Raw genomic sequence first — 25,661 nt, forward strand, 5'->3', positions numbered from 1 at the left:
AGAAACAATCCGTTAAAACGAAAGTCTTCGAATTATCGAAGTTGGATTTTGGATCTGAGAAAAAAGAAGCAGCCTAGCCGTTAAGCTAGACTGTAGAAGCCCAGTGATCAGAGCGAAGCGATGTCGCTGGGTAGTTCACTTAAGAATAACGACAGTTCATAAAAATGGACGTTAAAAGATACCGTTCGTTAGTTTATGCATATAAAGCAGCCTGCGCCATTACTTATTTAAGCGTCAAAACTTAAAGCGTGAAAGCTTAGGTATGTATCGGTTAGTGTCAGACTTATATTTTAGAAAATCATCGCCATGCACTTTCTTCAAATAAGGCTCTTCAATTTGTCGAACAATCACTTCAATGCAAATCCAACATACAAAAGCACATGCCCAAAGCAGCAAATGTGGGAACGTTATACACACCCCTGCCCAAAATAGAAAAATACCAAAGTAAATGGGGTTGCGAGACTTTGCGTAAATCCAGTGGGTAATAAGTGCAGTCGTTTCTTGCTGGTCAACGCCAATACGCCATGAATCTCCCATTTGAATTTGAGACAACAAAGTTACAGCAATTCCGCAGGCGCCAATCAAGGAGCCGAGAAGCTGAAATGGAATTGAAGGAACAAATAGTAGGGGCGCACGTCCTAAGTAACCAAAAAGAACTAGACCAAATGCAAAGCAAAACGTAACCACGAATATAGCCCCTGGTACAATTTCTATTAATGGTGCGTTTATAGATGCTGCTCTTATACCAAAATCACCATTTCTCTTATATTGAACAAAGCTTCTACCGAGGACGGCTAGCGCCAAAAAACTACTAATTAAAATAAGCGAAACCATATCTATCCTTATCGTACATGACGTTAAGAATATGATTGTAAAGTCTATACTTAATAAAGAGTCAATAGGTACCTAAAAATCGTTCAGGTAAAACTTGGGCATTTACGAATAAATGCCCAAGAACACTACTGATCCCCTTTACTATGCACGAGTCGATAGAGTACAGGCAGCACTACCAGTGTTAGCAAGGTTGACGATATTATCCCGCCGATGACCACCGTGGCCAAAGGCCGTTGCACCTCTGCACCTATGCCCGTATTGAGCGCCATGGGCACAAATCCAAGGCTTGCCACTAGTGCTGTCATTAATACCGGACGCAAGCGAATAAGTGCCCCTTCAACAATGCTATTCACTAATTCTCCGGTTTCTAGCAAACGTTGCTTGATGAAGGACAGCATTACCAATCCGTTTAATACGGCAATCCCAGACAACGCGATAAATCCTACCGACGCGGATATGGATAAAGGCATATCCCTTAACCAAAGGGACATTACACCGCCTGTTAATGCCAAAGGGATACCTGTGAAGATAATCAACGCATCGCGTATAGAACCAAACGCAATTACCAGCATTGTCAAAATCACAAACAACGTAACCGGTACCACAATCGTCAATCGTTGACTCGCACTTTCGAGCTGCTCAAAGGTTCCACCATAGTCGAGCCAATAACCAGCAGGTAAATCTACTTCATCATTAATTCTCGCCTGAGCTTCTTCAACAAAAGTGCCAATATCTCTGTCACGCACATTTGCTGTGACAACAATACTACGTTTGCCATTCTCCCGGCTTATTTGGCTAGGTACTTCTTTAAATGCAAGTGTGGCTAATTCGCTTATTGGTACATGCTCACCAGAGGGCGTGACTATGGGAACGCTCTCAAGCTGAGTGAGTTCATTTCGAATGTCGTCGGCATATCGCACGACAATTTCAAAGCGTCTGTCGCCCTCAAAAATCATTCCAGCGGTTTCTCCACCTGTCGCAGCATTGAGCCATAACTGCAAGTCGGCTATATCCAAACCAAAGCGTGCCAATTGATCAGGCTTTGGTGTGACGGTGAAGATTGGAATGCCTTCTACCTGCTCAAGCCTCGCGTCATCAGCCCCTTCAATCGTTGAAATAACGGACAAAATGTCAGAAGCAGATGCAAAGAGGGTATCTAAGTCATCCCCAAATAGTTTTATGCCCAAATCTGCCCTTACCCCACTGATCAATTCATTAAACCGCATTTGAATAGGTTGGGTAAATTCATAATTATTGCCGGGCAAGGTAAACAAGTCCTCTTCAAACGTTTCGACTAGCTCGGCTTTAGTCATTGATGGATCGGGCCATTGTTCCCTAGGCTTCAAAATAACAAACGTATCAGTAATGTTGGGCGGCATAGGATCGGTAGCGACCTCACCCGTACCCGTGCGACCGAATACCGTCTGAACTTGCTCATACTGCATAAGTTTCGCTTCAAGAGTTTTTTGCATTTCAACTGCTTGTTCTACCCCAGTCCCAGGGATGCGTATCGCTTGTACTAAGATATCACCTTCATTGAGCTGGGGAATAAACTCGGAGCCTAATTTACTGCCCATCCATAAACTGCCGACAACCAAAGCACTCGCTGCTACTACCACTAGCCATCTAAAACGCAGCGCTCCGGTTAAAACAGGACGATAGACTGCCTTTGCACCTTTAATAATTGGGCTTTCTTTTTCGCTAATTTTACCTCTCATGAAAATTGCTATCGCCGCAGGCACTACGGTAAAACAAAATACCATTGCGGCAAGCAAAGCCATTATCACGGTCGCTGCCATGGGGTGGAACATTTTACCTTCGACGCCAGTGAGCGTGAACAAGGGGATATAAACAATGGTAATGATCAATACACCAAACAAACTGGGGCGTATGACTTCATTAGTGGCTTCATATACAACATTCAGCCTTTCTTTGAGCGGTAGAGTAGCGCCGTTTTGTTTCTGGGATTCGGATAATCGTCTGATACAGTTTTCAACAATGATAACTGCGCCATCGACAATCAAGCCAAAATCCAGTGCGCCTAAACTCATCAAGTTAGCAGACACATCTGTTTTGACCATGCCCGATATCGTGGCAAGCATTGCCAAGGGTATTACAGCGGCGGTAATAAGTGCAGCTCGCACATTCCCAAGCAAAACGAATAGCACAACGATGACAAGTAAAGCGCCCTCGACGAGGTTTTTCTGCACTGTGTCGATGGTTTTGTCAACGAGGCTTGTCCTATCGTAAACCGCTTCAAGGATTACGCCCTCGGGTAAGCTTGTTTTAATGGTTTCGAGCTTACTGTCCACAGCTTTGGCGACCGTACGAGAGTTTTCTCCCACTAACATCATTGTCGTGCCAATCACTGTTTCTTGGCCATTTAACGTGCCGGCTCCAGAGCGCAGCTCTTTACCGAGGTTGATTTGGGCGATGTCTTGAATTTTTACCGGTACGCCATCAATGATCTTAACAACCACTTGGCCGATATCGTCGATGCCCTTAAGTTGGGCTTCCGATCTGATCAGTACTTGTTGCCCATTTTGTTCTACAAAACCAGCGCCTTGATTCGCATTGTTGCGTTCTAGCGCACTGAGAAGGTCACCTGTACTTATCCCAAAGTTTATCATTGCGACTGGATTAGGATTCACATGATATTGCTTTTCAAATCCGCCTATCGCATAAACCTCGGTCACCCCCTCAACAAGCGACAATTGGGGCTTAATTACCCAATCATGGATCTCCCTTAATGCCATAGCATCATAGGGTTGACCGTTGTCCTGTCGCGCCTGAGGCTCAGCACTTAACGAGTACATGTAAATTTCACCCAAGCCTGTGGAGATAGGGCCCATTTCAGGGGTTAACCCTGTTGGCAATTGCGCCGCGATGGCGGTGAGACGCTCGTTGACGAGATTTCGTGCGAAATATAAATCAGTGCCCTCTTTAAACACGACTGTGACTTGCGACAAACCATAGCGTGATATCGAGCGGGTATACGATAAATTAGGCAAACCGGCCAGCGAGGTTTCAACTATAAACGTTATGCGTTGTTCAGTCTCCAAAGGCGAGTAACCTGGGGTTGCGGTATTTATCTGCACTTGCACGTTGGTGATATCAGGCACAGCATCAATCGGCAATTGTTTGTAACTATACATACCAAAAAAGGCGACAAACAAGGCGAACAACATCATGACACCACGTCGCTCAATGGATAGACGGAGTATTGGTGCTATCATGTTCTCACCTCACCGTTTTTATGGACTTGGCTTTGCTTTTGACAATAAATGCGCAGGTAATTAGTCATCATCGCCCGCCTCCATTTTTAATAAATCAGCTTTTAGTAGATAGCTATTTTCTACAACGACTTGCTGGCCTATTTGAACGCCCTTCACAATCTCTACTAAACGGTTGTCCGTGTTCCCAATCTTTACTTGGCGGGGGTAAAATCGCTCCCCTTCTTTGACAAAAACAATGGTTTGCCCATCTAACTCTTGTATTGAACTTTTGGGGAGAGCCAGATTGACTTCTTGGAACCCAATCTGAATATAACCCTCTACCATAGCGCCTAAAGGCCAATAACCACTGCCATTATCAACGTTCACAAACGCGATAGAATAAGGTTTGTCATCAGGTGAGGACGTAATGTGGCTTATACTTGATTGTTGCTGCAATTCCTCAAGCCTTAAAGTGACTTCCATATCAGCGGCAATACGAGTACGTTGTTTGGGGAAAATAGCCAATTGAGCAATTGCGCGAGAGTAATTAGCAACAGAAAGCAGTACTTGACCGTTGGTGAGCTCACCATCATTGGCGTGTCTAGCTATGATTTTTCCAGACATCGGTGAGGTGATTGAGTATTGATTTAAACTCTCGTTTGACTCAATGATTGCCAGTGTGTCACCTTTTTCTACTTTATCTCCAATATTCACCATGATACGTTTTACAACACCGTCGAAGCGGGCACGAATATGACTCAGTGACGCAGGATCATGAACTATCCGCCCAAAGGTTCTGGTTGTGAGCGATAATGTTCCTGATGCGGCCGATGCAGTCACGATATCGTGTTCAAGCATCCGTTCTTGAGATAACACTACGTACTCGGGTCTTTCTTCGGCTTCCTCATCGTCATCATCAGCCAGGGCGACAGAAGCAAACAGTAAAGTAACTAGCATGACTAACATGCCAAGCAAGTCACGTGCGCTAGTAACTAATGTAAATTGTGATTTATTCATTATTTTTTCTCTATTCATTGTGATGATTGAGCAGACGTCGAGGGAGAGTCAGAAAACACGGGAATTCCCGTAAGTGCCTCTAGATCTGCGCTTCGAAGGTGAACTAAGCCTGCGGCTTTTATCATAGTTCGTTGCATATCTATGAGTTGCTGTTGCGTTGTCACCCACTCTATGTAGTTGTAGCGACCACTTTCATAGCCATCCCGCGCCAATTTCAATGCAGATTCCAATGTTGGGACGACATTGTCTTGAAGGGTCGTAACAGTGAGCAAGGCTTGGTCTTTTGCGCTAATGACTTGATTTAATTGGCGAGTGAGTTCACGAATTTTCGCTTGTTTTTGATAGTCTATACTGTCAAGCAATGCGCGCTGTTGTTCGTATTCACCTAGATTCCGCTGCTTGGTATTTAACGGCACCGAAATACTGGCGACTAACGCTGTGTCATCAATTCCCTGCATTCTTCGGATACCGGCTTCCCACGCAATGTCGAACTGCTGACTGGCCTGAACCACTCTCAATCTGGCCTCTTGTACCCGATAGTTATCAGCATAAAGCAGAACGTGTGGATTGCTTTGAAGCTGTGAAAGCATATGTTCAAGTGATAGTGAATTTGGAAACGATAACAGTGTCCCTTCAACTTCCGCAAACACAGCGTTAGTGTCACCCCACATGATGGCCAGGTCGCGTTTATACTCATTGAGTTTTTGTTCACTTATCAATAACGACAAACGCGCCTGCGACAACGCTGACTCTGCACGTTTTTTCTCAAGTGGTGAAGAAGCCCCCGCTTCAACCCGTGTAGAGACTGTCTGAAGCATTGTGCGAGCCAGCATTTCAGCTCGTTGCTCAGTCTTGTGCAACGCTTGTTGGACAATGACATTGATATATCGTCGAGTTGTTTCACCCAAGATGTCCAGCGTACGAATGCGCCGTTGTGTAAGCAGTTGTGCTTTTTTTGAACTCACCACATTCATTCGGCCGCTGACTTTATCTCCAAGCTCGATGACCGACGATAAGGTCAGTGTCAATTCGGCATCTTTAATACCAGACACTTCGCCTGTTCCCAACACATTATCAACTTCAACCCCAACAGACATTTCAGGTCGTAAGCTGGCCATTTTTGATTCACCATCCAAAGCCGAAGATTTAAATTCGAACACAACTAAATCTGGGTTGTTTGATAATGTGCGTTTGAGCGCATTTTCAAGCGTGATTGAAGACTTTTGCGCATTGGCAGATTGAACAGATATGCTCATGGTTACCAGTGCAGCAGATATCAATTTCAGATACGCTGAGCTAGCTTTTTTTATGCCCAGTGGGCGTGAAGAACTCATAAAAGAACCTTTTGTTCATAAGATAACGACATACATGGAAAGCACCCATGCAAACATATAGGAGGGAATGGATTAATGTTGAGGTGGGCGCAAAAGGCCTTCGACTAGGCCGTCAGTGACGTTGCGGGAATAACTGTATTGATTGGTATATAACGGTTTAGATACGTCATTTATTGGGTGCTGTGCCAGAAACTTAATCTGTCCACATTGACACAGCACACAATGGAAACACTTAGACTCTTCACTCGACGTATTATCACCAGCATTTACATTTTTTTCGGGAACATCATAAGTGCCTATCGACTTTGATTGTTCAGGGACTGACGATACCTCCGCAGGGTAGTCATCGCATTGAGCGGCGAACGAAAAGCCCGATTGACACATGAGCAAAGTAATAAGTAGCCATGCCAACCTACGCAGTTTTGATGTGCAATTAAAAATTGGCATTTTCTTATCAACTTTGCGCATTAAGCGCTCGCTGTCTTTCATTTCCAGCATCTTCGAGGATCATTTTTGCCCCGCGCAACACAACGCACGAAACTATCACACCGATAACCAGATCAGGCCATCGAGAATCGAGCCAAAACACCAAAACGCCAGCAAAGATAACACCTAAGTTGGCAATCACATCGTTGGCTGAAAATATCCAGCTTGCCCGCATATGCACTTCTTCATTTCTTTGTTTGCGTATGATCACAAGACAAATGACATTAGCAACCAGTGCAACTGCCCCCATAGCCATCATTAGTCCCGATACAGGTTCGCTACCGTAAATTGACCGTCTTACAATATCAATGATAATCAACACACCCAGTGCCATCTGAAAAAAGCCGCTAATTCTAGCCGCATTGGCTTTGTGCAATAGCGATTTACCAATAGCATAAAGGGCAACACCATAGACAACTGCGTCGGCGAGCATATCAAGTGAATCGGCTATTAATGCGGTTGAATGAGCAAGCAACCCGATCCCCATTTCTATAACAAACATTGTCGCGTTTATTCCCAAAAGCCAATACAAAACCTGTCGTTGAGACTGGTCTTTTATTTCAACTTCGCACCCACATCCGCTCATTAGAAACACACTCTTTACTGATGAATAGTATGAGTATAAAGTCTATACTTGGTATAGAGTCAACGGTTAGGAGAAAAAAATGAAAATTGGTGATGTCGCAAAGACGACAGGTTGTAGTATTCAGACCATTCGTTTTTATGAAAAGAAAGGGCTATTGCCTGAGCTCAAGCGCTCAAGTGGAAATTATCGTGTCTACGACAAGGGGACTATTGAACAACTCCTATTTATTAAACAGTGTCGTTCATTGGATATGTCTATCATGGAAGTAAAAACGCTCATGGACAGTCGTTCGAAGCCAGATCAGAGCTGTTCAAATATCAATACGTTAATAGCTAAGCATTTATCAGACGTCATTATTCGCATTGAAGAGCTAAACGCATTAAAGTCATCACTCGAAAATATGGCGTCAAAGTGTGATCAAAACAAAACCATTAGGGACTGTGGCATTTTAAATTATTTACACACTTAAAAGTGTAAGAAGCACACAGTTTCACTGTGCGCACTCGCCTCAACGTGTATCTATCGGCTAACATTCGTCATTTGTGTAGATTTATAAGGCAAAAATCAATAGCCTGAACTTTTGATACTGAGTCAGCCATGCATATTCATTTGTGGCCCTACAAAGCGATTTACATCGGAATCAGTCCTGATAATGATGTTCATGCACATCATGCTGTCCAAATTTGCATTGGTTTAGACAAAGACATCTCGGTTCAAGATTACAAGGCACAAAGTATTCACACCGGACAATGTATTGTGATTTTCGAAGATGTCCCTCACAAGGTTTTGGCACAGGACAATCAGATTGTAGTCATCTATTTAGAGCCTGAAGATAGGCAAAACCAACAATTTCTCAAAGCCTTACGTCAAGCTAGGAGTGATGGAATTAATACTCTGCCGCTTACTAGCAAAGAATTGGGATCCATTTCTCAGCATCTATTTACTGACGTCGATATCGACAAAGTGTGGAAAACAGTAAATAAAGCGGTAGGGCTAGTCTATAGTCCTGCGCTTTCATCGCGCCCTGAGGATAAACGGGTACGAGCGGTCATCGACATTATTGCTTCGCAGAGAGGTTGTGCAATCGATATGGCGTTTTTATCATCGAAGGTTTTCTTGTCCCCAAGTCGCAATCAAGTCCTAATTGCTCAGCCCAGCTCCTGATGATAGACCTGTAATATGAATAGCTTATTGGTTGATTAGAGCGACGTATACTCCGAAACAAATAATCACTGGGTTGCAATTTAACTTCTTGAACCCAATGGATAATACTTTGTTGTGTTCTCGGAGTTATCTCAAATTGAACTTCGATCCCTGTTTTCTTCTGCGTTAATTGAACCCTTTCAAATACTTGATCGAGAGTAGCGACGTCTCGAACTTTTAAAGAGAGTAAGTCACATGATCTTAGCTTGCTATCTATAGCCAAATTCAGTAAAGCTAATTGCATCAAGTTGTTTTGAATTTCAATTCGAGTGCGAATACGCCAAATCTCTTCAAGCTTGAAAGGACGTTTCACACCAGTAGCATTGTGGTTTAGTTCTGGTTTCATAGTGACCTCCTATTTAAAAGTCACTATGAGGATAGTGGATGTATTACTGATTAGGATTTGGAAAGAAATGAATTTCGAAAAATCGAGCATTAGCAATCCATGAATAACTACTGGTATGGCAAAGCAGTTGCTTTTTATGCCACAGTATCCGCAACAAAATATCGTTTTTCAGCACAATAAGAGGCAAACGAAGAAGTAATGTGAAGACATAAAAGCTTTATACTGCGTGCTCTATTATCTAACTGCGTAACGTTAAACCTTCGCCCTATAGTAGTTGCGGTCTCTCTACCATGAGCTATCGCGTTACGGTGATCCTTGACTTCGGTTAAGACAAAGTGCTGCACACCTTCTGGCAGTGGTGAGCGTTCTAAATCAAAAAAATTCCACACGTTCTCTAGCTGTTTAATAGAAATATTCATTGAGCCACCTGATGGAAAAACAGAACTGTCAACATTAGTCACTTCAGTATCACTTGTTACTGCGAGAACAAGTTTATGACGATTTTCCCACACTTTGGAGGCTCCGCACTCTCGAAGAGCTTTAAAATGAGAATCAAACAGCGAGCACAATACCGCACTTTTAAAATGATTGGCAGGAGCTTCTTCTTGCCCAATAACTTCTAATGCTCGTGTGACTGATTGTGTAATTGCGAACTCAAGTGCTGCATACATTGCAACAAACACCAAGCCTTTCTGAGCACGATAGAAGTCTGAATTTTTAGTTTCTTCAGTCAGTGCCTCATCTGACAAATACTCTAGTATTGAATCTAGTTGCCTCAAGCGATTCATAACACCAGCATCAATATCATTAAACATTATCTACAAACCTAACTCGACAATACTCGACTCTTTCGCGTAAGCGAGGCCCTGAATTTGTGGCTCCAGTTGTCAAGCGGCGTAACTCTTCATCATCAATCCAGTTGGCTACATTTGATCCGCTAATATCAACTCCTTCTTCAATAGCATCGGCAGCTCCAATAGCAATGGCTTCAAAAAGCACTTGTGGTGTACTTCCTTTATTGCCGCGTTTAATTCCATTAGGTAAGACAGCTCTTAGTGATTCAAATGTTTTTTCAAACAGCTCTCTATACTTCTTATAGTTAAAATGTACCGATGCATCGGCCATAAAGTCATTTAGAAATATCTCTACACTGTGTTTAAAATCATCACGTTTTGTTTTGTAAGCCAAAAACTTCAAAACAAGCTCTTCTCTGGTACCGTCTTTCGCTTTAGTTGATGACACATTAACAACTTTGTTGAAGTCATCATTTTTTGCAAGTTCAATGATAAAATCATTAAATTGCCCTCTAAATACACAAGCTCGAATTTCTTGAGGAGTTAATTTGATTCCACCAGTATTCAATCTCTCAAAGAGGTCGAATCGTACTTTTAGATCACTTTTATCGCTTAGTGTTGTTACCTTAAGCGGACGTAAACTGAACTTCAAACGAAGTGAATGAGGCAGATCATTAAACGTTGCTCCATTGAACTTAGACAGGATATCTAGCCCCTTAAGTTTAAGAGGCTTATCCAGCCCAAAACTTTCTATTTGCTCTGGGGTCCCACAAAAATGAATCAATGAGTTAAGCCTTTGTACGCCATCTATTAACTCCCAAGATCCATCTCTATTTGCAGCCATGAACAAGTTAGGAATAGGTATTCCCAATAAAACAGATTCTACAAGTTTAGACTGGTTATCTTCGGGCCAACGAAATTGCCTTTGGTACTCAGGAGCAATGTTGATAATTGATTCATTCGCCATAGAAATCAACTCTTTAACAGATATATCAAATGAATCAAAATCTACTTTCCTAGTCTCTTGATCGAGTTGATTCATATAATCTTTCATGTGTTCTCCAGTGAGCTATCTAAGTTTATTCCAGTGTAACAACAACTCATATTTTAGTCGATATTAGTCAATAGGTTAGTGAATGGTGACTAGAAACACTATCTAACTATTCATGGAGGACTGAGGGCTAAGCTCACGTCGATATTCTTGTAAACTCTCACATTACAAGACACCACAACGATTAGAAAAAGCATTCGTAAAGTGCAAAGAAAAAGTGTACTAGCACACAATGGGGCAAAAACGTTTTAGAAATGGCAGCGTACCGATGCAATCGCTGCCATTTTAGGATGATAGTTTAATACTTGGTATGAATCTTTATTCTACTCACACACTTGGAATTGATTGAAATTTTTCTATTTTCAGCAATATAGAAGAGCTTCGCGTCTACCCCTTACTGGTTATTGTTCTAGGCGCAGTAGCTCCTCTCTTCAAATTTTGACAAAAAAAAAGACCGATTAACGGTCTTTTCTTATTTTATTTTTTGCTTATTCGGTGGTGCATCCATAAATAACTACCGAAAAAAACTACATTACCAAAAATGAAAAAGGTCAAACCAATAGCTTGGATTTCATTCATCTTGATCGTCCTCCTCGGAACCATTTAGGAAAGTTATATAGAAACCTATCACAACAGATGCCAACATACAAACAAAAGCAATGACTAGCTTTATAAGTCCTTGAATTTGAATTTCGTAGCATGTTTTGTTGTCGAAACCACACGGCCAAACATATCCGCAAAACCACTAACAGAGAGCTCTGGAATATAGCCAACAATTGTTGCTAATAAGATTAGTTCAACCATGATCTTATTTAGCATTTTGTTTTTCATAAGCAATTCATTTGAATCTCCTCAAAGTAAATTTGAGGGTTCACACCCTTGAGGGAGTAATCCCCCAAGGGTTGTTTATGCTTCAAATAGCAATTCTGCCGTTTCACAGGCATTTGCGATTGTCACATTGTGTATCACAAGCAAATCTACAGTCTTTCTATATTTTTCAATTAATAAAAAGTGAGTAGTTTTTGCTATGAAGTGTCTGATAACCATATCTGGATAGTATCCATTGCGGTATGCTGCGAAATGACGTAGCTGAGAACCACCAGCTTTTGCCATTTCAATATGATGTTTACTCATTGCTCCTCCAAAGAAAGGGGGAGCTTCCCAAGCGGGGGGCTCCCCGCATGGGTTGGTTGTAAAAATCTAAAAGGTTACTTCAACCTCAATGTCACCTTTTGGCTTACAAACGCAAGGTAATATCTCACCTTCATTTGTAAAGCCAATTGGTTCATCGATATATTCGACATTGCCCTTTAGTAATTTGATGCGACACGCCCCACAAAAACCTGATTTACAGTTAGATGTAGGGGCAACACTATTCAGCTCTAAAGTCTGTAATAGTGTTCCATTTGTGTCATTGTAAACTTGACCAGAAACGCTAATCATTTGACACCTCCAGTATTAACAGAGATGTCAACAGGTAAGCGAAATGAAAAAGCACTAGGGCCTGCTAAGTTGTAGGTGTCCAGCCAGTCCATACTTTTGCTGCCATTAGGTATATCTAAAGGTGGCATATAAATATCAACAAACTTTCCTTCTCTACGTAGTCTTGCAGCTAATGCTTCTGCTTTTTCTTGACCTGCTCCAGAAGCATCCTTATCAGCAAAAATTAATACTGAAGTCACATTATCTGGAATTTTAACCATTTCTAGCAAAGTGTCCGAATAACATGACCACATAGGACAGCCTGTAGCCTCGCGTACAGCTAATGCAGTTTCAATCCCCTCACATACGCCAATGAAGGTGTTATCTCCTTCAGTTACAGGTGAGTCAATTTTGATAGAACATCCACCAATATAGCTTGGCGGAGGCATTAACATTTTCGCATTAGGTACATCAGCTTTTAAGCCTTGATTGTTCAGGAAAATTCGATGAATCGTGATTCGATTACCATCTGAATCAGTCATTGAGCCTAATAAACCGTGAAGTTTCTTAGGCTTAGACTGACCATCTCCCCACCAAAGCTCATCAGCATACCCAAGTGTATACGGTAGAGTTTTCGCATCAGTTTTAAGTCCACGGCTGTTCAAGTAAGCTTGTATCCGACCAGATTGATCATGAGCTGCAGGAATAGCGTGTTGAAAAAGCTTCTCAAGTTTTGCGACTCGTTTTGCTTTTTCATCATCGTTAATACCTTTTGGCTGTGAAGCTTTCACATTTTGAACGTATTCGCGCGAGATGCTTGATAAGTCACCACCACAGATATCGATTATTTTGTTTAAAGCGTCGCTTTTTGAGCAACTCTCCATAAACGCAATTACATCTATTCCACCGGGTAAAGCACCTACATCGTTATGGTATGCACCACCGGTATCAACCCAATCTCGGAAAAGGCGAAACTTAGTTCTTCCGTTTCCAGTTTTTGGGCATGGTACTTGTGGTGAACCACCGTGGTTACTTGATTTTGAAACTGCTTCATTAAGTCCTGGGTAGGCTGAGTAGACAGAAGACCACCCGCCATTTGACTTAACTAAAGCAAGTACTTTATCTATTTTTGATTCAATCATTACAACTCTCCTATTCCTCAAGACGACCCTAAAGCGTCCTGAATACAAGGCGCTTTAGGTGGTCGCCTCGAATAAAAAGAAGAGTTAGCCCTAAGGCTAACTCATACGTTTAGCCTTGAGCTTGAGCTCGTTGTTGACCTTCAAATAAAGGTCCCCACTTAGCACGTAATGAAAGAATCGTTCTACCGCCAATGTATACCTCTCTCACTTCAGTGTTAGGTATTGACGATGGGATTGGCATAATTGCCTTTTTAATTACATTATTCATGCGTATCTCCTCCAAAGAGTACAAAAAAGGGGATACGCCCCTTATGGGAAGTATCCCCACAAGGAATGGTTTTAATTTGAGTTAGATAAGACCGCGCTCAGCAAAAGAGACAGTATTTTCGCCAATAATGATGTGATCTAACACTTGTACATCAATATGATTGAGTGCATGTTGGATCTTAGTGGTTATTAGCTTGTCTGCTTGCGATGGTTCGGCAATACCTGATGGGTGGTTGTGCGCTAAAATGACAGAAGATGCATTCTTTTTTAGTACACTTTTTACAATCTCCCGAGGATAAACACTTGCAGCATTTATCGTTCCGGTAAACAGTATTTCTTTGTCTATAAGTCTATTTTGGTTATCAAGATAAAGCATGTAAAAGACCTCATGCTCCAATCCCTTTAAATGGACCTCTAGATAATCTGTGACTTGGGTAGGGCTCTTAAAAATAGCACCTCGTCTCAGCCTATTGTTTAGAAGCTTCTTGGCTGTTTCAATAATTTCATCAGAGCTAAGCTCTGACGTGATTATATATTTACCAGTTTCTTCATTTAGTTTTAAGTTAGAAATAGTCATTGTCTCCTCCAAAGAAACATTAAGCGGAGACAATTACCCAGAGGATAATAATCCCCTATGGGTTGATTTAAGTTTGTTGAACACAAGCAAGCTGAACTCGCTTATGCTAAATCTAGGGTTAAACCCAAAGTAACAACGAGACGTCGGTACTTGTTCTACACAAATACAAGGATCTGAGTAGCTTTTATGCTTTATCAAAATTAATTACCTTACGGTAAATTTGATAGCAAGGTGCCATCATTAAATTAATGATAAATGCAAAAAAATCAATTTGGCTTATATGTAGTAGTGTGTGTGATTCATAGACATCCTTTCTATACTTGGATGTTATGAACGATGAAATTCAACAAAGACTTAAGTGGATAAAGCTTTATCAAGAAACAAACAACGCAGGTTTAGTTTGTCTGCGTTGTGGAATATCTAGGCCAACATTACGAAAGTGGTGGTCTAGGTATCAAGAGCAAGGTCTTGATGGCCTTAAAAGTTTGAGTAAAAGACCCCACAGTTCACCAAATCAAAAAATGTCTCCAGAATTGGAAGCTAAGATTTTAGTCTTAAGAAAATCTAGAAACTTAGGCGCTCGAAGAATCCAAAGTGAGTTGCTTAGAAATGAGCAAATTAAGTTAGGGCTAGCTACTATTCATAAAGTGCTTAAAAAGCACCAAGTTGACCCTATAGTTATTTATCGTAGAAAGCCTGACTTCAAAAGATACTCTAAGCCTATTCCTGTCGAAAGAGTTCAAATGGACACCTGTAAAATAGCCCCTAATTTATACCAGTACACAGCTATTGATGACTGTACACGCTATCGAGTGTTAAGGCTTTATAAGCGACGTAGTGCCACTAATACCATTGACTTTGTAGAGTCTGTAATTGAAGAAATGCTATTCCCTATACAGCGATTTCAGACAGACCGAGGTACAGAATTTTTTGCTGAAAAAGTGCAAAAGTTATTAATGAGATACAAGATAAAATTCCGACCAAATAAGCCAGCTTCACCGCACCTTAATGGCAAAGTTGAACGCTCTCAAAAAACAGATAAAGCTGAGTTTTATGCAACTGTTGATTTGGAATCTGAAGATATTCACGAGCAACTTTCTGAGTGGCAGCACTATTACAATTGGGAGAGACCACATAGTGCTCACAATGGAAAAACGCCGATAGAAAGGTATTTTGAAGTTAGTGAACAAACGCCATTTTCAGATGAAATTGAGGGGTTTTATCAAGCGCATAATGAACGTGTTCAATTATCCAATTACAGAAGGGATTTAGAGATCGCAAAATTGAAACGATCTCTATGAATCACACAGATTTCTATAATTGTCTTTGCCCCAAATTTTTCGAAGAAAGGAGCTGAAAGATGACTGGCGGCGATATCTATAACTTTCATGTCACTGTCCTTTGCCATTTTCTTAGCGTAAGACATCATTGCCGTTCCGATGCCATTAGCCTGCACCCGTGGAGAAGTCACAATCTAAGTGATATGAGCACGGTTTATTTTAGGATCGATATCCAGCCCAAAGACAGTCTTCTAAATAAGAGTTACTATAGTCACAAAATATCAAATTATTTTCAGTCATAATATTCCAAAAATTAACTAGTTATTATTTATCCCACATGGGAGTGCAGTTAAACGCTCGTTCCCAAACGCGGTCACGTTGGAAAGTTAGATTAACTTTACCATTTATATTATTTTACTTGTTTGCTTTATCTTTGCTTCTATCTTGGCTAACCAAATCAGCGGAATAATAATTAAAGAAGATCCTATAGCCAAGCTCAGGTCCGGTATTTCATCGAACCACAGCACCCCTACAACTACAGCACCTAATAAACCAGTGTATTCGGCACTGGAAATTTTACTGGCTTCGATTGCTCTATATACCAATACACATATACCAGCATAAATTAGGATAAAAGTGTTGGAGCCTGTTGCCGTTAACATTGGAGTCCAGTCCCAAGGTTTGCCTTCCCATAACGCCAACCCAAGTGCGGCTGGGATACCTACTAGGTTGGTGAGCATTAAAGTTTGGAACACATTATGATGCTGAGGTAATTTACGAACCAATAAATTATTTACAGCCATAGTCAATGCGACGACAAGAGCGGCAATCGCTGCCCAATTAATTTGTGTTGGTTTGACCACGATAAGTACGCCGATAAAGCCCAAAACAGCAGCAGCAATTGAGTGGCTAGTCAGCTTTTCCTGAAATAATATCATGGCTAACGGCAGCATAAGCAAAGGCGCTGTATAGAAAATAGCATTTACGGTAGCTAACGGCAGAGCGCCCAGAGCGAATACCATAAATATTGTCCCTAATAACCAAATGTGGCCACGTATAAAGTGCCATTTGAGGCCAGCGAAGAGGCTTTGTTTATTACTGAGTAGACAAAATGGAAGTAGAATCAGCACTGCGGTCAATTGACGAAATAATACAAATTGGTATATGGCAGTATCTGCTGGCAGAGTTTTTATCAAAGCGTCAGAAAAAACACCAATTATATTTCCGATGATAAGTAATGTCATCGCGAGTCCGACAGTTATTTTGGGCATTTCATTACTCCTGCTACATTCTAGAAAATGTCAATGGAACTGAATTAATAGAGTTACGTTTGTAAAACGGTTATATGATTAGCGTATTCCATACCTTATATGATGTATAATGTTTAAAATTTTTTTAGTATGAGCTAAATTTATAATGAAGTTGCCTCCTTTACGTGCCCTGCAATGCTTTGAAGCTGTTGCGCGACTTAATAGCTTTTCCAAAGCTGCTGAGCACCTCAATGTGACTCAAAGTGCGGTTAGTCACCAAGTTCGATTACTCGAAGACTATTTGGGTGGAACTCTGTTTAACCGACAGGGGCGTTCTTTTTCCTTGACTAAGGTCGGGAAACGTTACTTTGAAGAAGTGACTAACTCATTAGGAAATCTATCAAATGCCAGTCAAATGATACGTCACGGGAAATCAGGCAATCTTCGTTTGGCTTTATATAGCTCTGTGGCGGTGAACTGGTTGATACCGAAGTTAGAAGATTTTAGAAATCAGCACCCAGAAATAGAAATAACTTTAAATATGGTCGGGGATCAACCGGATTATAATGACCAATTTGCGGATTGTTTTATTTCAGTGAATCCACCGGAACGTAACTTTGTCAATCAATTCATGTTTACTGAAAAACTTTATCCCGTGTGTGGAAAAAAGCTTTGGCAGCAGTTAAGAAATAAGCCTCTACCTGATTCATTATGGCAACACCCGTTATTATCAGTACAATACTCAGATACAAATGAAAGTCTCGGTGACGACTGGTTACGTTGGTGTATGAGTGGTAAATTTGAATTACCCAAAGACGTCAAAATTAATCAATTTAGTCATGTCTTACTTGCCGCTGAAGCGGCTCGATATAATTTGGGAATTACCCTCATTAATAATTACATGATGGATGATCAGGATCGCCAGCAAAGTCTTGTGCGCATACCTATGCACGAGCTTAATACCGGAGATAACTTCTATTTTGTCTATAAGGAAACACGAGCTAGGCAACCTGATATTATGAAATTAGGTCGTTGGCTTAAACAGCAGTGTTATGAACTGGAATCAGCTTAGCTATTTAAATTAGAGTTGAAGGTGAATACTAGCTACTTAGAAGTAGCTGTCAGCGTCCGTTTAGTTTTGTTAGTTGCCAGTCAAAATGAGTTTGCCAGAGGCCTTTATTGGCTATTCACTGTCAGTTTTAATTCAACTCTATAAATCAAATCTGGCAGATCAAGTTAAGACTTATTCACATAATGATTGTTAACATAATGATTCACATAATGATTGTTCAGCTTATAGCCGCATTTTAAAACATTGTGTTTGCTTTAAAATGCGTCCAAAAGGGCGCATTACTTGGTTAAGCAATTAATTTATTTTTAATTACTTGTTTTAGAATCGAGGGTAACTCTTCAACGGTTTGAATGTTGAGTAATTCCTGATTCTCAAAGCCATAAAGCATTCCTGTATTTATACCAATGCATACAATTTGAATACCTAGAAGTTCCGACATTTCAATCGACTTTTCTAAATACTTTAGATCGCTTGCTTGACCATCAGTAATGATAAAAACAACTTTCTTTTGCTCGACACGAAGTGACAGCCTACGAATTACAGAATAAAGACTTAACCCTGTATGTGTTCCGCCTCTACTACTGACTCTAAAGTTATCTTTAACGGCTGTAGTTGTTGATTTAAAACACTTTGCTTCATATAGGTAACCGGCACTGAAATATATGCATTCACTATTTACGCCTTTCAACTTATCTATTGCTAAGTTAATTGCAAGCGCAGAAGTATTAACACCATTCATATCATCAGCACTCATTGAACTAGACCTGTCTACGAGAACTGATATCGCCATTGTTGGAGCTTTAGTAATTCTTTCTGATTTAAAAACATTAAAATTACCAGCTTTTACTCCAGCAAGTCTATTTGCCTCAACAGTTCTACCTTGCTTAGAAAAATTCACACTTTTTCGGTCTAACTCATAAATTATTTTATGGAGTTCTCGACTTATAGGTGTTGAAAGTCTCTTAGCTAGGTTTAGCTCTGCAGTACCAACTGTGCCACGATCATTTTTTGATATTAAAGGAGCATTGAAGTCAATTAGTTGCTCCATATCATTACTTGATCTTACTTCATCAGCCATTTTCTCTAGCTCGTTATTAACTTGTTCATGCAAATCTGCCATGAGCTGACTTTCATCGGCATTTAGGCATTCATTTACAAAATTAATAACTTGCTGGCTAACATTTGAGTTTTGACCTTGGCTATCGCCCGGTTCAAACTCTATTTTTTTAAGTAATTGAATGATCTGTTCTGTAAGTTCATAACTATGTTGGTTAGATTGAAGCGTTGGTATCGTATCCAATAACAAAATTAAATCTTGTACTGGTTTTTGGCCAATACAATCAGTTAATAAAGCTAATGCAATTTCACAGAACTCCTTTAGTTGTACTTGGTTGTTAATTTTATATCGACCATAATATACAACTACAGCTTGCAGCAGTAATGAAGGTGGGAAGCTATCAGTTGGTTTACTGAACCATCCCTTTTTAATACCTTGAGTAACCATCTTAGATAAATTTAAGATGGCGCCCGGCCACTCCAGACAAACCATTCTTTCCATACGAATATCCTCAATGCCATTTCTAATAGCATTGAAAAATACCCCTTTTTCATACGACTTAGCTGTCCATGTTCTATCGGTCCATCGTAGATGGCCTACTTCATGATCAATAGCGCCTTCCAAAAGTTCGAGATAATCGGGGTTTTCAAGATCACCTACGGGTAAAGTAATGCTGTTGTAATCTGTATAGCATCTGTTACCAGTTAAGTTAATCGTAATGTCACCACGGTTACTCATTACTCTTGAAAGCATTCTAAATCGTTTTAATAGTTTTGATTTATTCATTTGCATCTCCTCCAGAAATGTTTAAGAGGGGGATACACCCACAAGGGGTGAGTATCCCCTGTGGGTTTAGAATTAAAGGAAGCTAGATTGCTTCCTTAATTTGTTACCAATTAAATCCAAAATCACCTAAAGAGTTGTTACGCTCAGCGGGCTCGAAAAAAACGGTTTCTTCTTTAGGCGCTAGGTCAAATTCAAATGAATTTTCTTGATCAGCTGTTTCTAAAATGATTGAACTCTCAGAAGCAGTTTCACTAGATTTACCTGAAACGAAAAGGCTCGCTACGTCGGTATCCTCATGTGTAATTACTTCCGGCTCTGGTGTTGCACTATATTGAGGTTTTCCTTCAGCATGAAGGCGAAGTGTGTCTTCATTACTCATTACGAGTAACCAGTTGGTTAACTCTGAAAATGAATGACCTTCAATGTAGCCACTAGAAGGTAAGTTATTTAAAACCTCCTGTATTGTACTAACCACGTTTTCAATACCATTATCTACAAATGATAAATCAATAAGTTTATTCATCATTCTTCTAAATGGTGAACGTACTTTTTGGCTTACGCGATTAACTGGCGTTTTGTCTTTAAACCAGTTTGTTTTATATACACTGCCTGCTTCTTTAGCGATTTCTTGCCAAAGAGTTTCTGCAACATCGTTTTTGATATCGTCTTCATCATCATCAAAAAGCGCTTTCATAGCCAAAGGCTTTGTAAACGACAGTTTGAATTTTGATTGGAACTCAACCTGAGATAAAGCGTATTTATAGATCAGTGCAGCGATATCTGAATTTTCAGCCATATGTTGATTAACTGAAATATCATATTCAGCAATTAATACTGATACTTCATCTTGCCAATCACGCTTTATTCCATCAAGCTCTGACTTAAGCTCATCTAACCTGGTCGTTGGGACAACCGTAAAGTCTCCATACTTAACACCATAACTATTAAAAGTTCGTGTAAGCCGGTTGTTGTACTTCGTTGTAAGCTTCAGCTTGCTTCTAGGAAACCACTGTAATTTACTCCCCTTGATTTGATTAGATGATACTTTCTGACCATCTAGTTCTATCTTTGCGTTCGGTAAAGTTGATTCACCACATGGCGATCTTAATTGCCAGCCTAACAAACATGCTCCATTTTTAAGTGAAGTGTTTTGTTCTGCTAACTCTTTGCCGTTTGCGATTGCTTCGTTTGATAAAGACATGTTGTCTCCTCCAATTTGATAAAAAAAGGGGAGACTTCCCTGTTGGGGAAAGTACTCCCCAAAGGGTTGGTTGATTAATAGGACCTGCGATTTGTTACATCACTTCAATATCCCATGTATTTTGATTAAAGTGGCCTATTCCAATAAGTGAATAACCTCTTTGTTCTTTATTTTTGGCAAGAGCATTTCTCTCACCGTTTACAGACATAAAAACCCATTTCCATTCAGTATTATCATTTTTGAACAACACATATGTCGTATTTTGGAATGATGTTACAGCCCAAAATTTACCTTCACCGGCATGATGATAAACATCAAACGGGTTATTGCATTTCAGATTACCTTGAGCATTGAACATAACTTGAGCTCGACAGTTTACAAAGTCACAGCTCTTCATTTTCTCATCCGAATGAATAAGAAAATAAGGATTGCCGTTCCTAATGTAATCAATCTTATCGGTTGCCTGAATTAACTCAGACATACTCATTGCTTTAATGTCTCTTACATTGTCAATTTTAAGTGGGCCTTTCCCCCCTTCAATGCGGAGGTATTTACCATTTGATGGTTGGTAGCTAAAACCAATAAAACGACCATTTTCAACTTCAAAGCACTCAAACACTGTGTCCCCTCTCTCAACTTTTAAGTTAGCCGAGTCAGAGGATGTGTTAGTGTTTGAGATGGTTACTTTTTTTGAATTAACTCGCCAAGTGGTTTTTTAATATCATCACCCCATACTCGTTGAACAACAGAATTAACCTCTTCAATTTCATCATTATCAATGGAACCTAAAAACGAAAATTCAAATGACTCATATGGAGAACGATTGGCACCAAATGTCATCATGTAAAAACCCCAGTGGACTAAAGTTCGTGTTGAAAAAACACACCCTAATCCATTATCGATGTTGCCATCGTGATCTTTACCTAATGCAGCTGTTCTTAAAGAGTCAGCTGTTTGTACCATAAGCTTGCGAATCGACAATGTTAGTTTCGGAAAATTCTTTTCCAAAATTTCCAACTCAACTGCTTTGCTTGGATATTTAGTTTTTAACCAACCAAAACGCGAACGTAATGCTTGGTCTAAACGCTGTGAAGTAATATACCTATCACTATCCCCACCACCGGTAGTATTTGCTGTAGCAGCTATTCGACAGCTAGCATGTTTGTTTATGGTTTCACCGAAAACACTAAGTGTCCAAGGCTTGCCTTCAACAAACAAATGAAGCGATGTTGATAAATCTTCATTAGCTTTATCCACTTCATCTAAGATAACTAAACCACCGTATTTGTATCCGCATGCAGCTTGGCTGTATCGCTTGCGAGTGACATTATGACCTTTTCCATCAACAATTAATTCATAACCACCCTCTAAACGCTCACCACTCATGGCTACGGTTACTTTTTCAATAAAAACAGGCTCATTAAAGCGATCTGCAATGAATAGTAATAACTCCGTTTTACCTGTACCTGTTTCACCCACCAAGCCAAGAGGCTTCGGTTGAGCGGGCGCAAGCCACCATGCTAACGCTTTACGAAGAGTTGCTTCATCAGGCGTATAATGCATGTCAGCTTTTTGACAATTTGGGTGGCGGTGTTTACGAATTTTAATCTTGTATTGATTAGGGTCGAAGATTTCAGGAAAACGCTCATGAGCATCAACTTCTATCATTTCGTTATAATCAATTTTAGTTGCAGGTTTAATTGTAGATACGTTTGATTGTGCTTGAGTATTCATATTGTGGCTCCTCCAAATAGATTTTTGAGGGACACTTATCCCGTCAAGGGTGTAGTGTCCCTTGATGGGTTTGATTTCTTAATATTTAAAATGGTACTTCTAAAAAGTCTATATAACTTTTTTCATAAAGATGAAGGTTTGGTAAGTCTAGAACAGAACAATATTCAAATGCTGCTTCTGTTTCATCCTCAACTGCAAGGTCTAGCATAAAATTCACTTGAGCCTCTGCTGCTAATTCCTCAGTTGCATAACTGGTAGAATTCCAAACTTCAACTGAGTCTGGCCAACCATCAATATGACCAAAGTGATAGCCTTCATCACTCTGACCTAATAGCAGTTTTCGCTCAGTAACATTATCATCAAGTAGAATCCAAGTATTAGACTCATGAGTAGGATAAATTTCCATTATCAACTCCTAAAACTTTAGATCATGCCAAGGAGGGATGTCTGGCCCTTCTAAGTCACTATAAAGATGAGAGTTAGACGATGAGCAATTGCTACCATTTAAGATGAAGTGCTTGTATTCACAAAGAGCTTTAGCGTATTTGTTAGTTACAAGTATTTCATTAAGTTGATTATACTGTTGTAAGATCTGTGGTACTGCAATTCTAATTAAACAAGCATCTAAATCTAGAGACTGGCATACATAATCAAAATTTGCAGAGCAAATCCATTCAAGTTCGTCGTTTAGTATCTCTGAATTCGCTTTAGCATATCGAAGCATACCAAGTGAACGATACAAAATACTTTCCCATAACGCCTTAATGTTCTCGTCTGACCAATGAATGTAATATTCACCTCTTGCAGCATCCAAACAATCATCCATTAAACTAAAAAATACATCCTGCCCAAGGGCAACTTTACCAACTCGGTGAGCTGTTATGATATCTTCGTCTAACGAATGGCACGTATATTCTGCATTTACTGACAGAAAGTGATCAGTTTTTCGCTTCGGTTTAAACTGCTTCTTTCTTTCAAGTTCTGCATTTATTTGAGCTTTGGTTATGGCCTTTTTTGGTCTAGCCATGATGTTCTCCTCCAAAGAGATTTTTAAAGGGAACATCCCCAGCAAGGGAAAATTCCCTTGCTGGGTTGGTAGATAGGTTGAGTTAGAAGTTAACCGTGGAAAACGCGGTTTGACTCTTGATATAAACGGCTTGCGCGAATAGCTAACTTGTTAGATCTATTACGTTTTGCTCGTTTAATTAATTTGCGCTCACGACGACGTAGATATGCGCCGATTGACTTGTTATTCATAAGCTCCTCCAAGTTAAAAAGCTGAAGGACTAACCTGTGAAGGTTAAACCCTCAGAGATTAAGACAAGCAACGAAGTTGCTTGGTGTGCACTCACAAAATAGATTTTTGCTTTTCAACTTGATGTTGAGAGTGCGTAACTAATATTCAACTTTAACTGCCATAGCAGAGTTATTCGCGAGAAGCGAAAAGGTATTATGAATATTAGAAAAAACAAAAGTAACATCCTTGTCATGCAAATTCCTAGGCTAGGAAACCTTATCTAGCTTGTTATTGTTGACTACCGCCATACCCTCCTGGTTGAGGTTTAGGAGCAAAACCGCCCTACGATTGCGGATAGTGTATTGGTGCGCTCTGGTCTTGCTGGCTGCGCTGATAGTTTTGTGCATTATTTTGCTGTTGACTATGATGCTGAGGCGCACTTTGGTAGTTTGAAGAACTATTTTGTTGTGGGTGACCATTTTGTTGGTTCTGATTGCCAATTAAGCCAGAGGCTTTTAAACATTCCACTTCAACTTTTCTAAGATGTTGAATTAGCTCGATAGCTTTAATCTTTGTTGAAGAGCGGTTTTGCCCACCATTATCAATCCACTTTTCTTGAACAAGTTTTCCTCTTAAAGTTACTTCGTCCCCTACTTCAATAGCTGGTTTAAAATTCTTTAAAAACCGACTATCCACTTTGACATCAAAAAAGTAAGTTCTGTCAACCCACTCACTTTGTCCGTTAGGTTCGTTTGACTTCTTAAAGTAGCCGTCATCACAAGCAATTGTCACAGTACCAAAATACCCATCTTGACCATTTCTGATATCAAGACTCGCGACTCTACCACCAAGCCTTGCTGAATTATCTTTTGCAGTACGCATATATAAGCCTTCTATAAAGTTATAAAATCATCACAACTGATGTAGATATAATTACATAAAGAAAATATCGCGCGACTTAATCAAAAATAACGGCAATATTCACCGTAACCCTTTGAATAAACTCTAATATATAAAGCCCATTCAGAGAGTAAGGTTTACCCTACTATCTGTTAAACATCCCATTCACATACAAAATCGCTTTCGCCAATTAAGCCACTAGAAATGGCCTTTTGCTTTACAGCTGATAGGTAGTCTGGTTTGTCTAAATGATTAACATCAATCTTTTTTATCTCACCCGTGAATAATGTAAGTGTTGATGTTGATTTGTCGAAAATATGAAAAGCGGAATCTTCAAACATAGGTTTCTCCTTATTGGTTATACCTAAGCATCCTGCTTCAAGCTGCATAGGTATAACCAGTAAGGAAATTCACAGGGAGCTAATGCTCGCCTGTGAAAGTTGATTTAATCAGTGGATGACTCATATTTGCTTCAACAAAGAATTCAAAATTAACAAGGTTCATTCCAAGAATATTACTATGTGAAATACTCTCATCTGAAAACCTAATTTCACCGGGAACAGCGAATACTTTGTCTTTGTTGAATATCTCAGTTGCTATTTGACTGGCCTCGTTATGTGTTTCAGCTGTTGCTAAAACTTTTAACGTTAACCTGTCATATACAATGCAATATACACTCTGAATCTTTAACTGATTGTGATTGTTGTAGCCCGAGTAGGTTGGAATTAGTTTAGTGAACTACTCGCGCCTAAAGGCATCGAGCTTCCAAGATAATAGCCTAAGCTACTAACCTTTCTTTTTTGACGCTTCGTTGGACACCGCTAGTCGAGCTTTTGACTCGGCTAGTCTTACGATTGCCTCCACGTCCAC

The 25,661-nt window shown here is 40.1% G+C and carries 29 protein-coding genes and 1 pseudogene; 4 read left to right on the forward strand and 26 right to left on the reverse strand.

The genetic code is table 11. From position 1 onward, the window contains the following. Positions 1 to 234: 234 nt before the first annotated feature. From JIG41_RS15490 to JIG41_RS15515, 6 genes are all read right to left on the reverse strand, one after another. Entirely contained in the window at positions 235 to 834 is a 600-nt protein-coding gene (locus JIG41_RS15490; RefSeq protein WP_063527677.1) for an isoprenylcysteine carboxylmethyltransferase family protein, read from the reverse strand. A 125-nt stretch (positions 835 to 959) separates the two neighbouring features. Continuing rightward, the gene (locus JIG41_RS15495; protein WP_055022428.1) at positions 960 to 4,070 is read right to left on the reverse strand and encodes an efflux RND transporter permease subunit; all 3,111 of its coding nucleotides are present in this window, start codon (positions 4,068 to 4,070) and stop codon (positions 960 to 962) included. Positions 4,071 to 4,130: 60 nt separating this feature from the next. Beyond that, the gene (locus JIG41_RS15500; RefSeq protein ID WP_249406685.1) at positions 4,131 to 5,006 is read right to left on the reverse strand and encodes an efflux RND transporter periplasmic adaptor subunit; all 876 of its coding nucleotides are present in this window, start codon (positions 5,004 to 5,006) and stop codon (positions 4,131 to 4,133) included. A 74-nt stretch (positions 5,007 to 5,080) separates the two neighbouring features. Continuing rightward, on the reverse strand, positions 5,081 to 6,400 hold the full coding sequence (locus JIG41_RS15505; RefSeq protein ID WP_138557221.1) for a TolC family protein: 1,320 nt from the start codon (positions 6,398 to 6,400) through the stop codon (positions 5,081 to 5,083). Positions 6,401 to 6,472: 72 nt separating this feature from the next. Beyond that, positions 6,473 to 6,889 (reverse strand): hypothetical protein, encoded by a 417-nt coding sequence (locus tag JIG41_RS15510; protein ID WP_015065927.1) that lies wholly within the window; start codon positions 6,887 to 6,889, stop codon positions 6,473 to 6,475. Continuing rightward, positions 6,855 to 7,472 (reverse strand): cation transporter, encoded by a 618-nt coding sequence (locus JIG41_RS15515; RefSeq protein ID WP_036973831.1) that lies wholly within the window; start codon positions 7,470 to 7,472, stop codon positions 6,855 to 6,857. Before JIG41_RS15515 ends, JIG41_RS15510 begins: the two co-directional genes overlap by 35 nt. Positions 7,473 to 7,551: 79 nt before the next feature. Here JIG41_RS15515 and cadR point away from each other — a divergent pair, with 79 nt between their 5' ends. Then, positions 7,552 to 7,941 (forward strand): Cd(II)/Pb(II)-responsive transcriptional regulator, encoded by a 390-nt coding sequence (cadR, locus tag JIG41_RS15520; RefSeq protein WP_004588587.1) that lies wholly within the window; start codon positions 7,552 to 7,554, stop codon positions 7,939 to 7,941. Between the two features lie 128 nt (positions 7,942 to 8,069). Further along, positions 8,070 to 8,636: a hypothetical protein gene (locus JIG41_RS15525; protein ID WP_063530300.1), complete on the forward strand. Its 567-nt coding sequence runs from the start codon at positions 8,070 to 8,072 to the stop codon at positions 8,634 to 8,636. Here JIG41_RS15525 and JIG41_RS15530 read toward each other — a convergent pair. The 9 genes and pseudogenes from JIG41_RS15530 to radC all read right to left on the reverse strand — a co-directional run. Further along, positions 8,596 to 9,021: pseudogene (locus JIG41_RS15530) on the reverse strand (tyrosine-type recombinase/integrase); the annotation flags it as partial. The gene JIG41_RS15525 and the pseudogene JIG41_RS15530 sit on opposite strands and share 41 nt — an antisense overlap. Positions 9,022 to 9,155: 134 nt before the next feature. After that, entirely contained in the window at positions 9,156 to 9,836 is a 681-nt protein-coding gene (locus JIG41_RS15535; RefSeq protein ID WP_063529428.1) for a hypothetical protein, read from the reverse strand. Continuing rightward, the gene (locus JIG41_RS15540; RefSeq protein WP_055022416.1) at positions 9,829 to 10,869 is read right to left on the reverse strand and encodes a DUF262 domain-containing protein; all 1,041 of its coding nucleotides are present in this window, start codon (positions 10,867 to 10,869) and stop codon (positions 9,829 to 9,831) included. Before JIG41_RS15540 ends, JIG41_RS15535 begins: the two co-directional genes overlap by 8 nt. A 666-nt stretch (positions 10,870 to 11,535) precedes the next feature. Continuing rightward, the gene (locus tag JIG41_RS15545; protein WP_155950873.1) at positions 11,536 to 11,697 is read right to left on the reverse strand and encodes a hypothetical protein; all 162 of its coding nucleotides are present in this window, start codon (positions 11,695 to 11,697) and stop codon (positions 11,536 to 11,538) included. Positions 11,698 to 11,772: 75 nt separating this feature from the next. Beyond that, a complete protein-coding gene (locus JIG41_RS15550; protein WP_036973827.1) occupies positions 11,773 to 12,000 on the reverse strand; it encodes a hypothetical protein in 228 nt (75 codons plus the stop codon). 66 nt (positions 12,001 to 12,066) lie between these two features. Continuing rightward, a complete protein-coding gene (yfaE, locus tag JIG41_RS15555) occupies positions 12,067 to 12,309 on the reverse strand; it encodes a class I ribonucleotide reductase maintenance protein YfaE (protein WP_036973826.1) in 243 nt (80 codons plus the stop codon). Beyond that, positions 12,306 to 13,430 (reverse strand): toprim domain-containing protein, encoded by a 1,125-nt coding sequence (locus JIG41_RS15560; RefSeq protein WP_063529429.1) that lies wholly within the window; start codon positions 13,428 to 13,430, stop codon positions 12,306 to 12,308. Before JIG41_RS15560 ends, yfaE begins: the two co-directional genes overlap by 4 nt. Positions 13,431 to 13,539: 109 nt before the next feature. Next, positions 13,540 to 13,698: a hypothetical protein gene (locus tag JIG41_RS15565; protein WP_155950872.1), complete on the reverse strand. Its 159-nt coding sequence runs from the start codon at positions 13,696 to 13,698 to the stop codon at positions 13,540 to 13,542. 81 nt (positions 13,699 to 13,779) lie between these two features. Continuing rightward, positions 13,780 to 14,307 (reverse strand): RadC family protein, encoded by a 528-nt coding sequence (gene radC / locus JIG41_RS15570; protein WP_408003020.1) that lies wholly within the window; start codon positions 14,305 to 14,307, stop codon positions 13,780 to 13,782. A gap of 296 nt (positions 14,308 to 14,603) precedes the next feature. On the opposite strand from radC, the gene JIG41_RS15575 reads away from it, so the two are divergent. Continuing rightward, the gene (locus JIG41_RS15575) at positions 14,604 to 15,575 is read left to right on the forward strand and encodes an IS481 family transposase (protein ID WP_063529430.1); all 972 of its coding nucleotides are present in this window, start codon (positions 14,604 to 14,606) and stop codon (positions 15,573 to 15,575) included. Here the strand turns inward: JIG41_RS15575 and JIG41_RS23315 are convergent. Next, the gene (locus JIG41_RS23315; protein ID WP_171040401.1) at positions 15,530 to 15,745 is read right to left on the reverse strand and encodes a GNAT family N-acetyltransferase; all 216 of its coding nucleotides are present in this window, start codon (positions 15,743 to 15,745) and stop codon (positions 15,530 to 15,532) included. The genes JIG41_RS15575 and JIG41_RS23315 overlap by 46 nt on opposite strands. A gap of 213 nt (positions 15,746 to 15,958) precedes the next feature. After that, the gene (locus tag JIG41_RS15585; protein ID WP_055022413.1) at positions 15,959 to 16,825 is read right to left on the reverse strand and encodes a DMT family transporter; all 867 of its coding nucleotides are present in this window, start codon (positions 16,823 to 16,825) and stop codon (positions 15,959 to 15,961) included. 145 nt (positions 16,826 to 16,970) lie between these two features. On the opposite strand from JIG41_RS15585, the gene JIG41_RS15590 reads away from it, so the two are divergent. Then, complete coding sequence (locus JIG41_RS15590; protein ID WP_199525061.1) at positions 16,971 to 17,876, forward strand: LysR substrate-binding domain-containing protein; 906 nt, start codon at positions 16,971 to 16,973, stop codon at positions 17,874 to 17,876. A gap of 286 nt (positions 17,877 to 18,162) precedes the next feature. Here the strand turns inward: JIG41_RS15590 and JIG41_RS15595 are convergent, their stop codons facing one another. From JIG41_RS15595 to JIG41_RS15635, 9 genes are all read right to left on the reverse strand, one after another. After that, positions 18,163 to 19,719, reverse strand: coding sequence for a vWA domain-containing protein (locus tag JIG41_RS15595; RefSeq protein WP_063530136.1), 1,557 nt, complete (start codon positions 19,717 to 19,719; stop codon positions 18,163 to 18,165). Between the two features lie 103 nt (positions 19,720 to 19,822). Further along, positions 19,823 to 20,920, reverse strand: a complete 1,098-nt coding sequence (locus tag JIG41_RS15600) for a DUF3150 domain-containing protein (RefSeq protein WP_036973823.1) — start codon at positions 20,918 to 20,920, stop codon at positions 19,823 to 19,825. 94 nt (positions 20,921 to 21,014) lie between these two features. Beyond that, entirely contained in the window at positions 21,015 to 21,539 is a 525-nt protein-coding gene (locus JIG41_RS15605) for a hypothetical protein (RefSeq protein ID WP_063529544.1), read from the reverse strand. A 62-nt stretch (positions 21,540 to 21,601) separates the two neighbouring features. Continuing rightward, positions 21,602 to 22,654, reverse strand: coding sequence for an AAA family ATPase (locus tag JIG41_RS15610; RefSeq protein ID WP_063529543.1), 1,053 nt, complete (start codon positions 22,652 to 22,654; stop codon positions 21,602 to 21,604). 85 nt (positions 22,655 to 22,739) lie between these two features. Beyond that, positions 22,740 to 23,060: a hypothetical protein gene (locus tag JIG41_RS15615; protein WP_036973820.1), complete on the reverse strand. Its 321-nt coding sequence runs from the start codon at positions 23,058 to 23,060 to the stop codon at positions 22,740 to 22,742. A 9-nt stretch (positions 23,061 to 23,069) separates the two neighbouring features. Then, positions 23,070 to 23,681 carry a hypothetical protein gene (locus JIG41_RS15620; RefSeq protein WP_036973819.1) on the reverse strand — a complete coding sequence of 204 codons (612 nt, stop codon included), beginning with the start codon at positions 23,679 to 23,681 and terminating at the stop codon, positions 23,070 to 23,072. Positions 23,682 to 23,770: 89 nt separating this feature from the next. Beyond that, positions 23,771 to 23,911, reverse strand: a complete 141-nt coding sequence (locus JIG41_RS15625; protein WP_155950871.1) for a hypothetical protein — start codon at positions 23,909 to 23,911, stop codon at positions 23,771 to 23,773. A 322-nt stretch (positions 23,912 to 24,233) separates the two neighbouring features. Next, entirely contained in the window at positions 24,234 to 24,773 is a 540-nt protein-coding gene (locus JIG41_RS15630; protein ID WP_063529542.1) for a single-stranded DNA-binding protein, read from the reverse strand. A 170-nt stretch (positions 24,774 to 24,943) separates the two neighbouring features. Further along, entirely contained in the window at positions 24,944 to 25,132 is a 189-nt protein-coding gene (locus tag JIG41_RS15635; protein WP_063529541.1) for a hypothetical protein, read from the reverse strand. Positions 25,133 to 25,661: the final 529 nt, after the last annotated feature.

The organism is Pseudoalteromonas sp. bablab_jr011, from assembly GCF_016464045.1.
GTDB classification, from domain to species: Bacteria; Pseudomonadota; Gammaproteobacteria; order Enterobacterales; family Alteromonadaceae; genus Pseudoalteromonas; species Pseudoalteromonas lipolytica.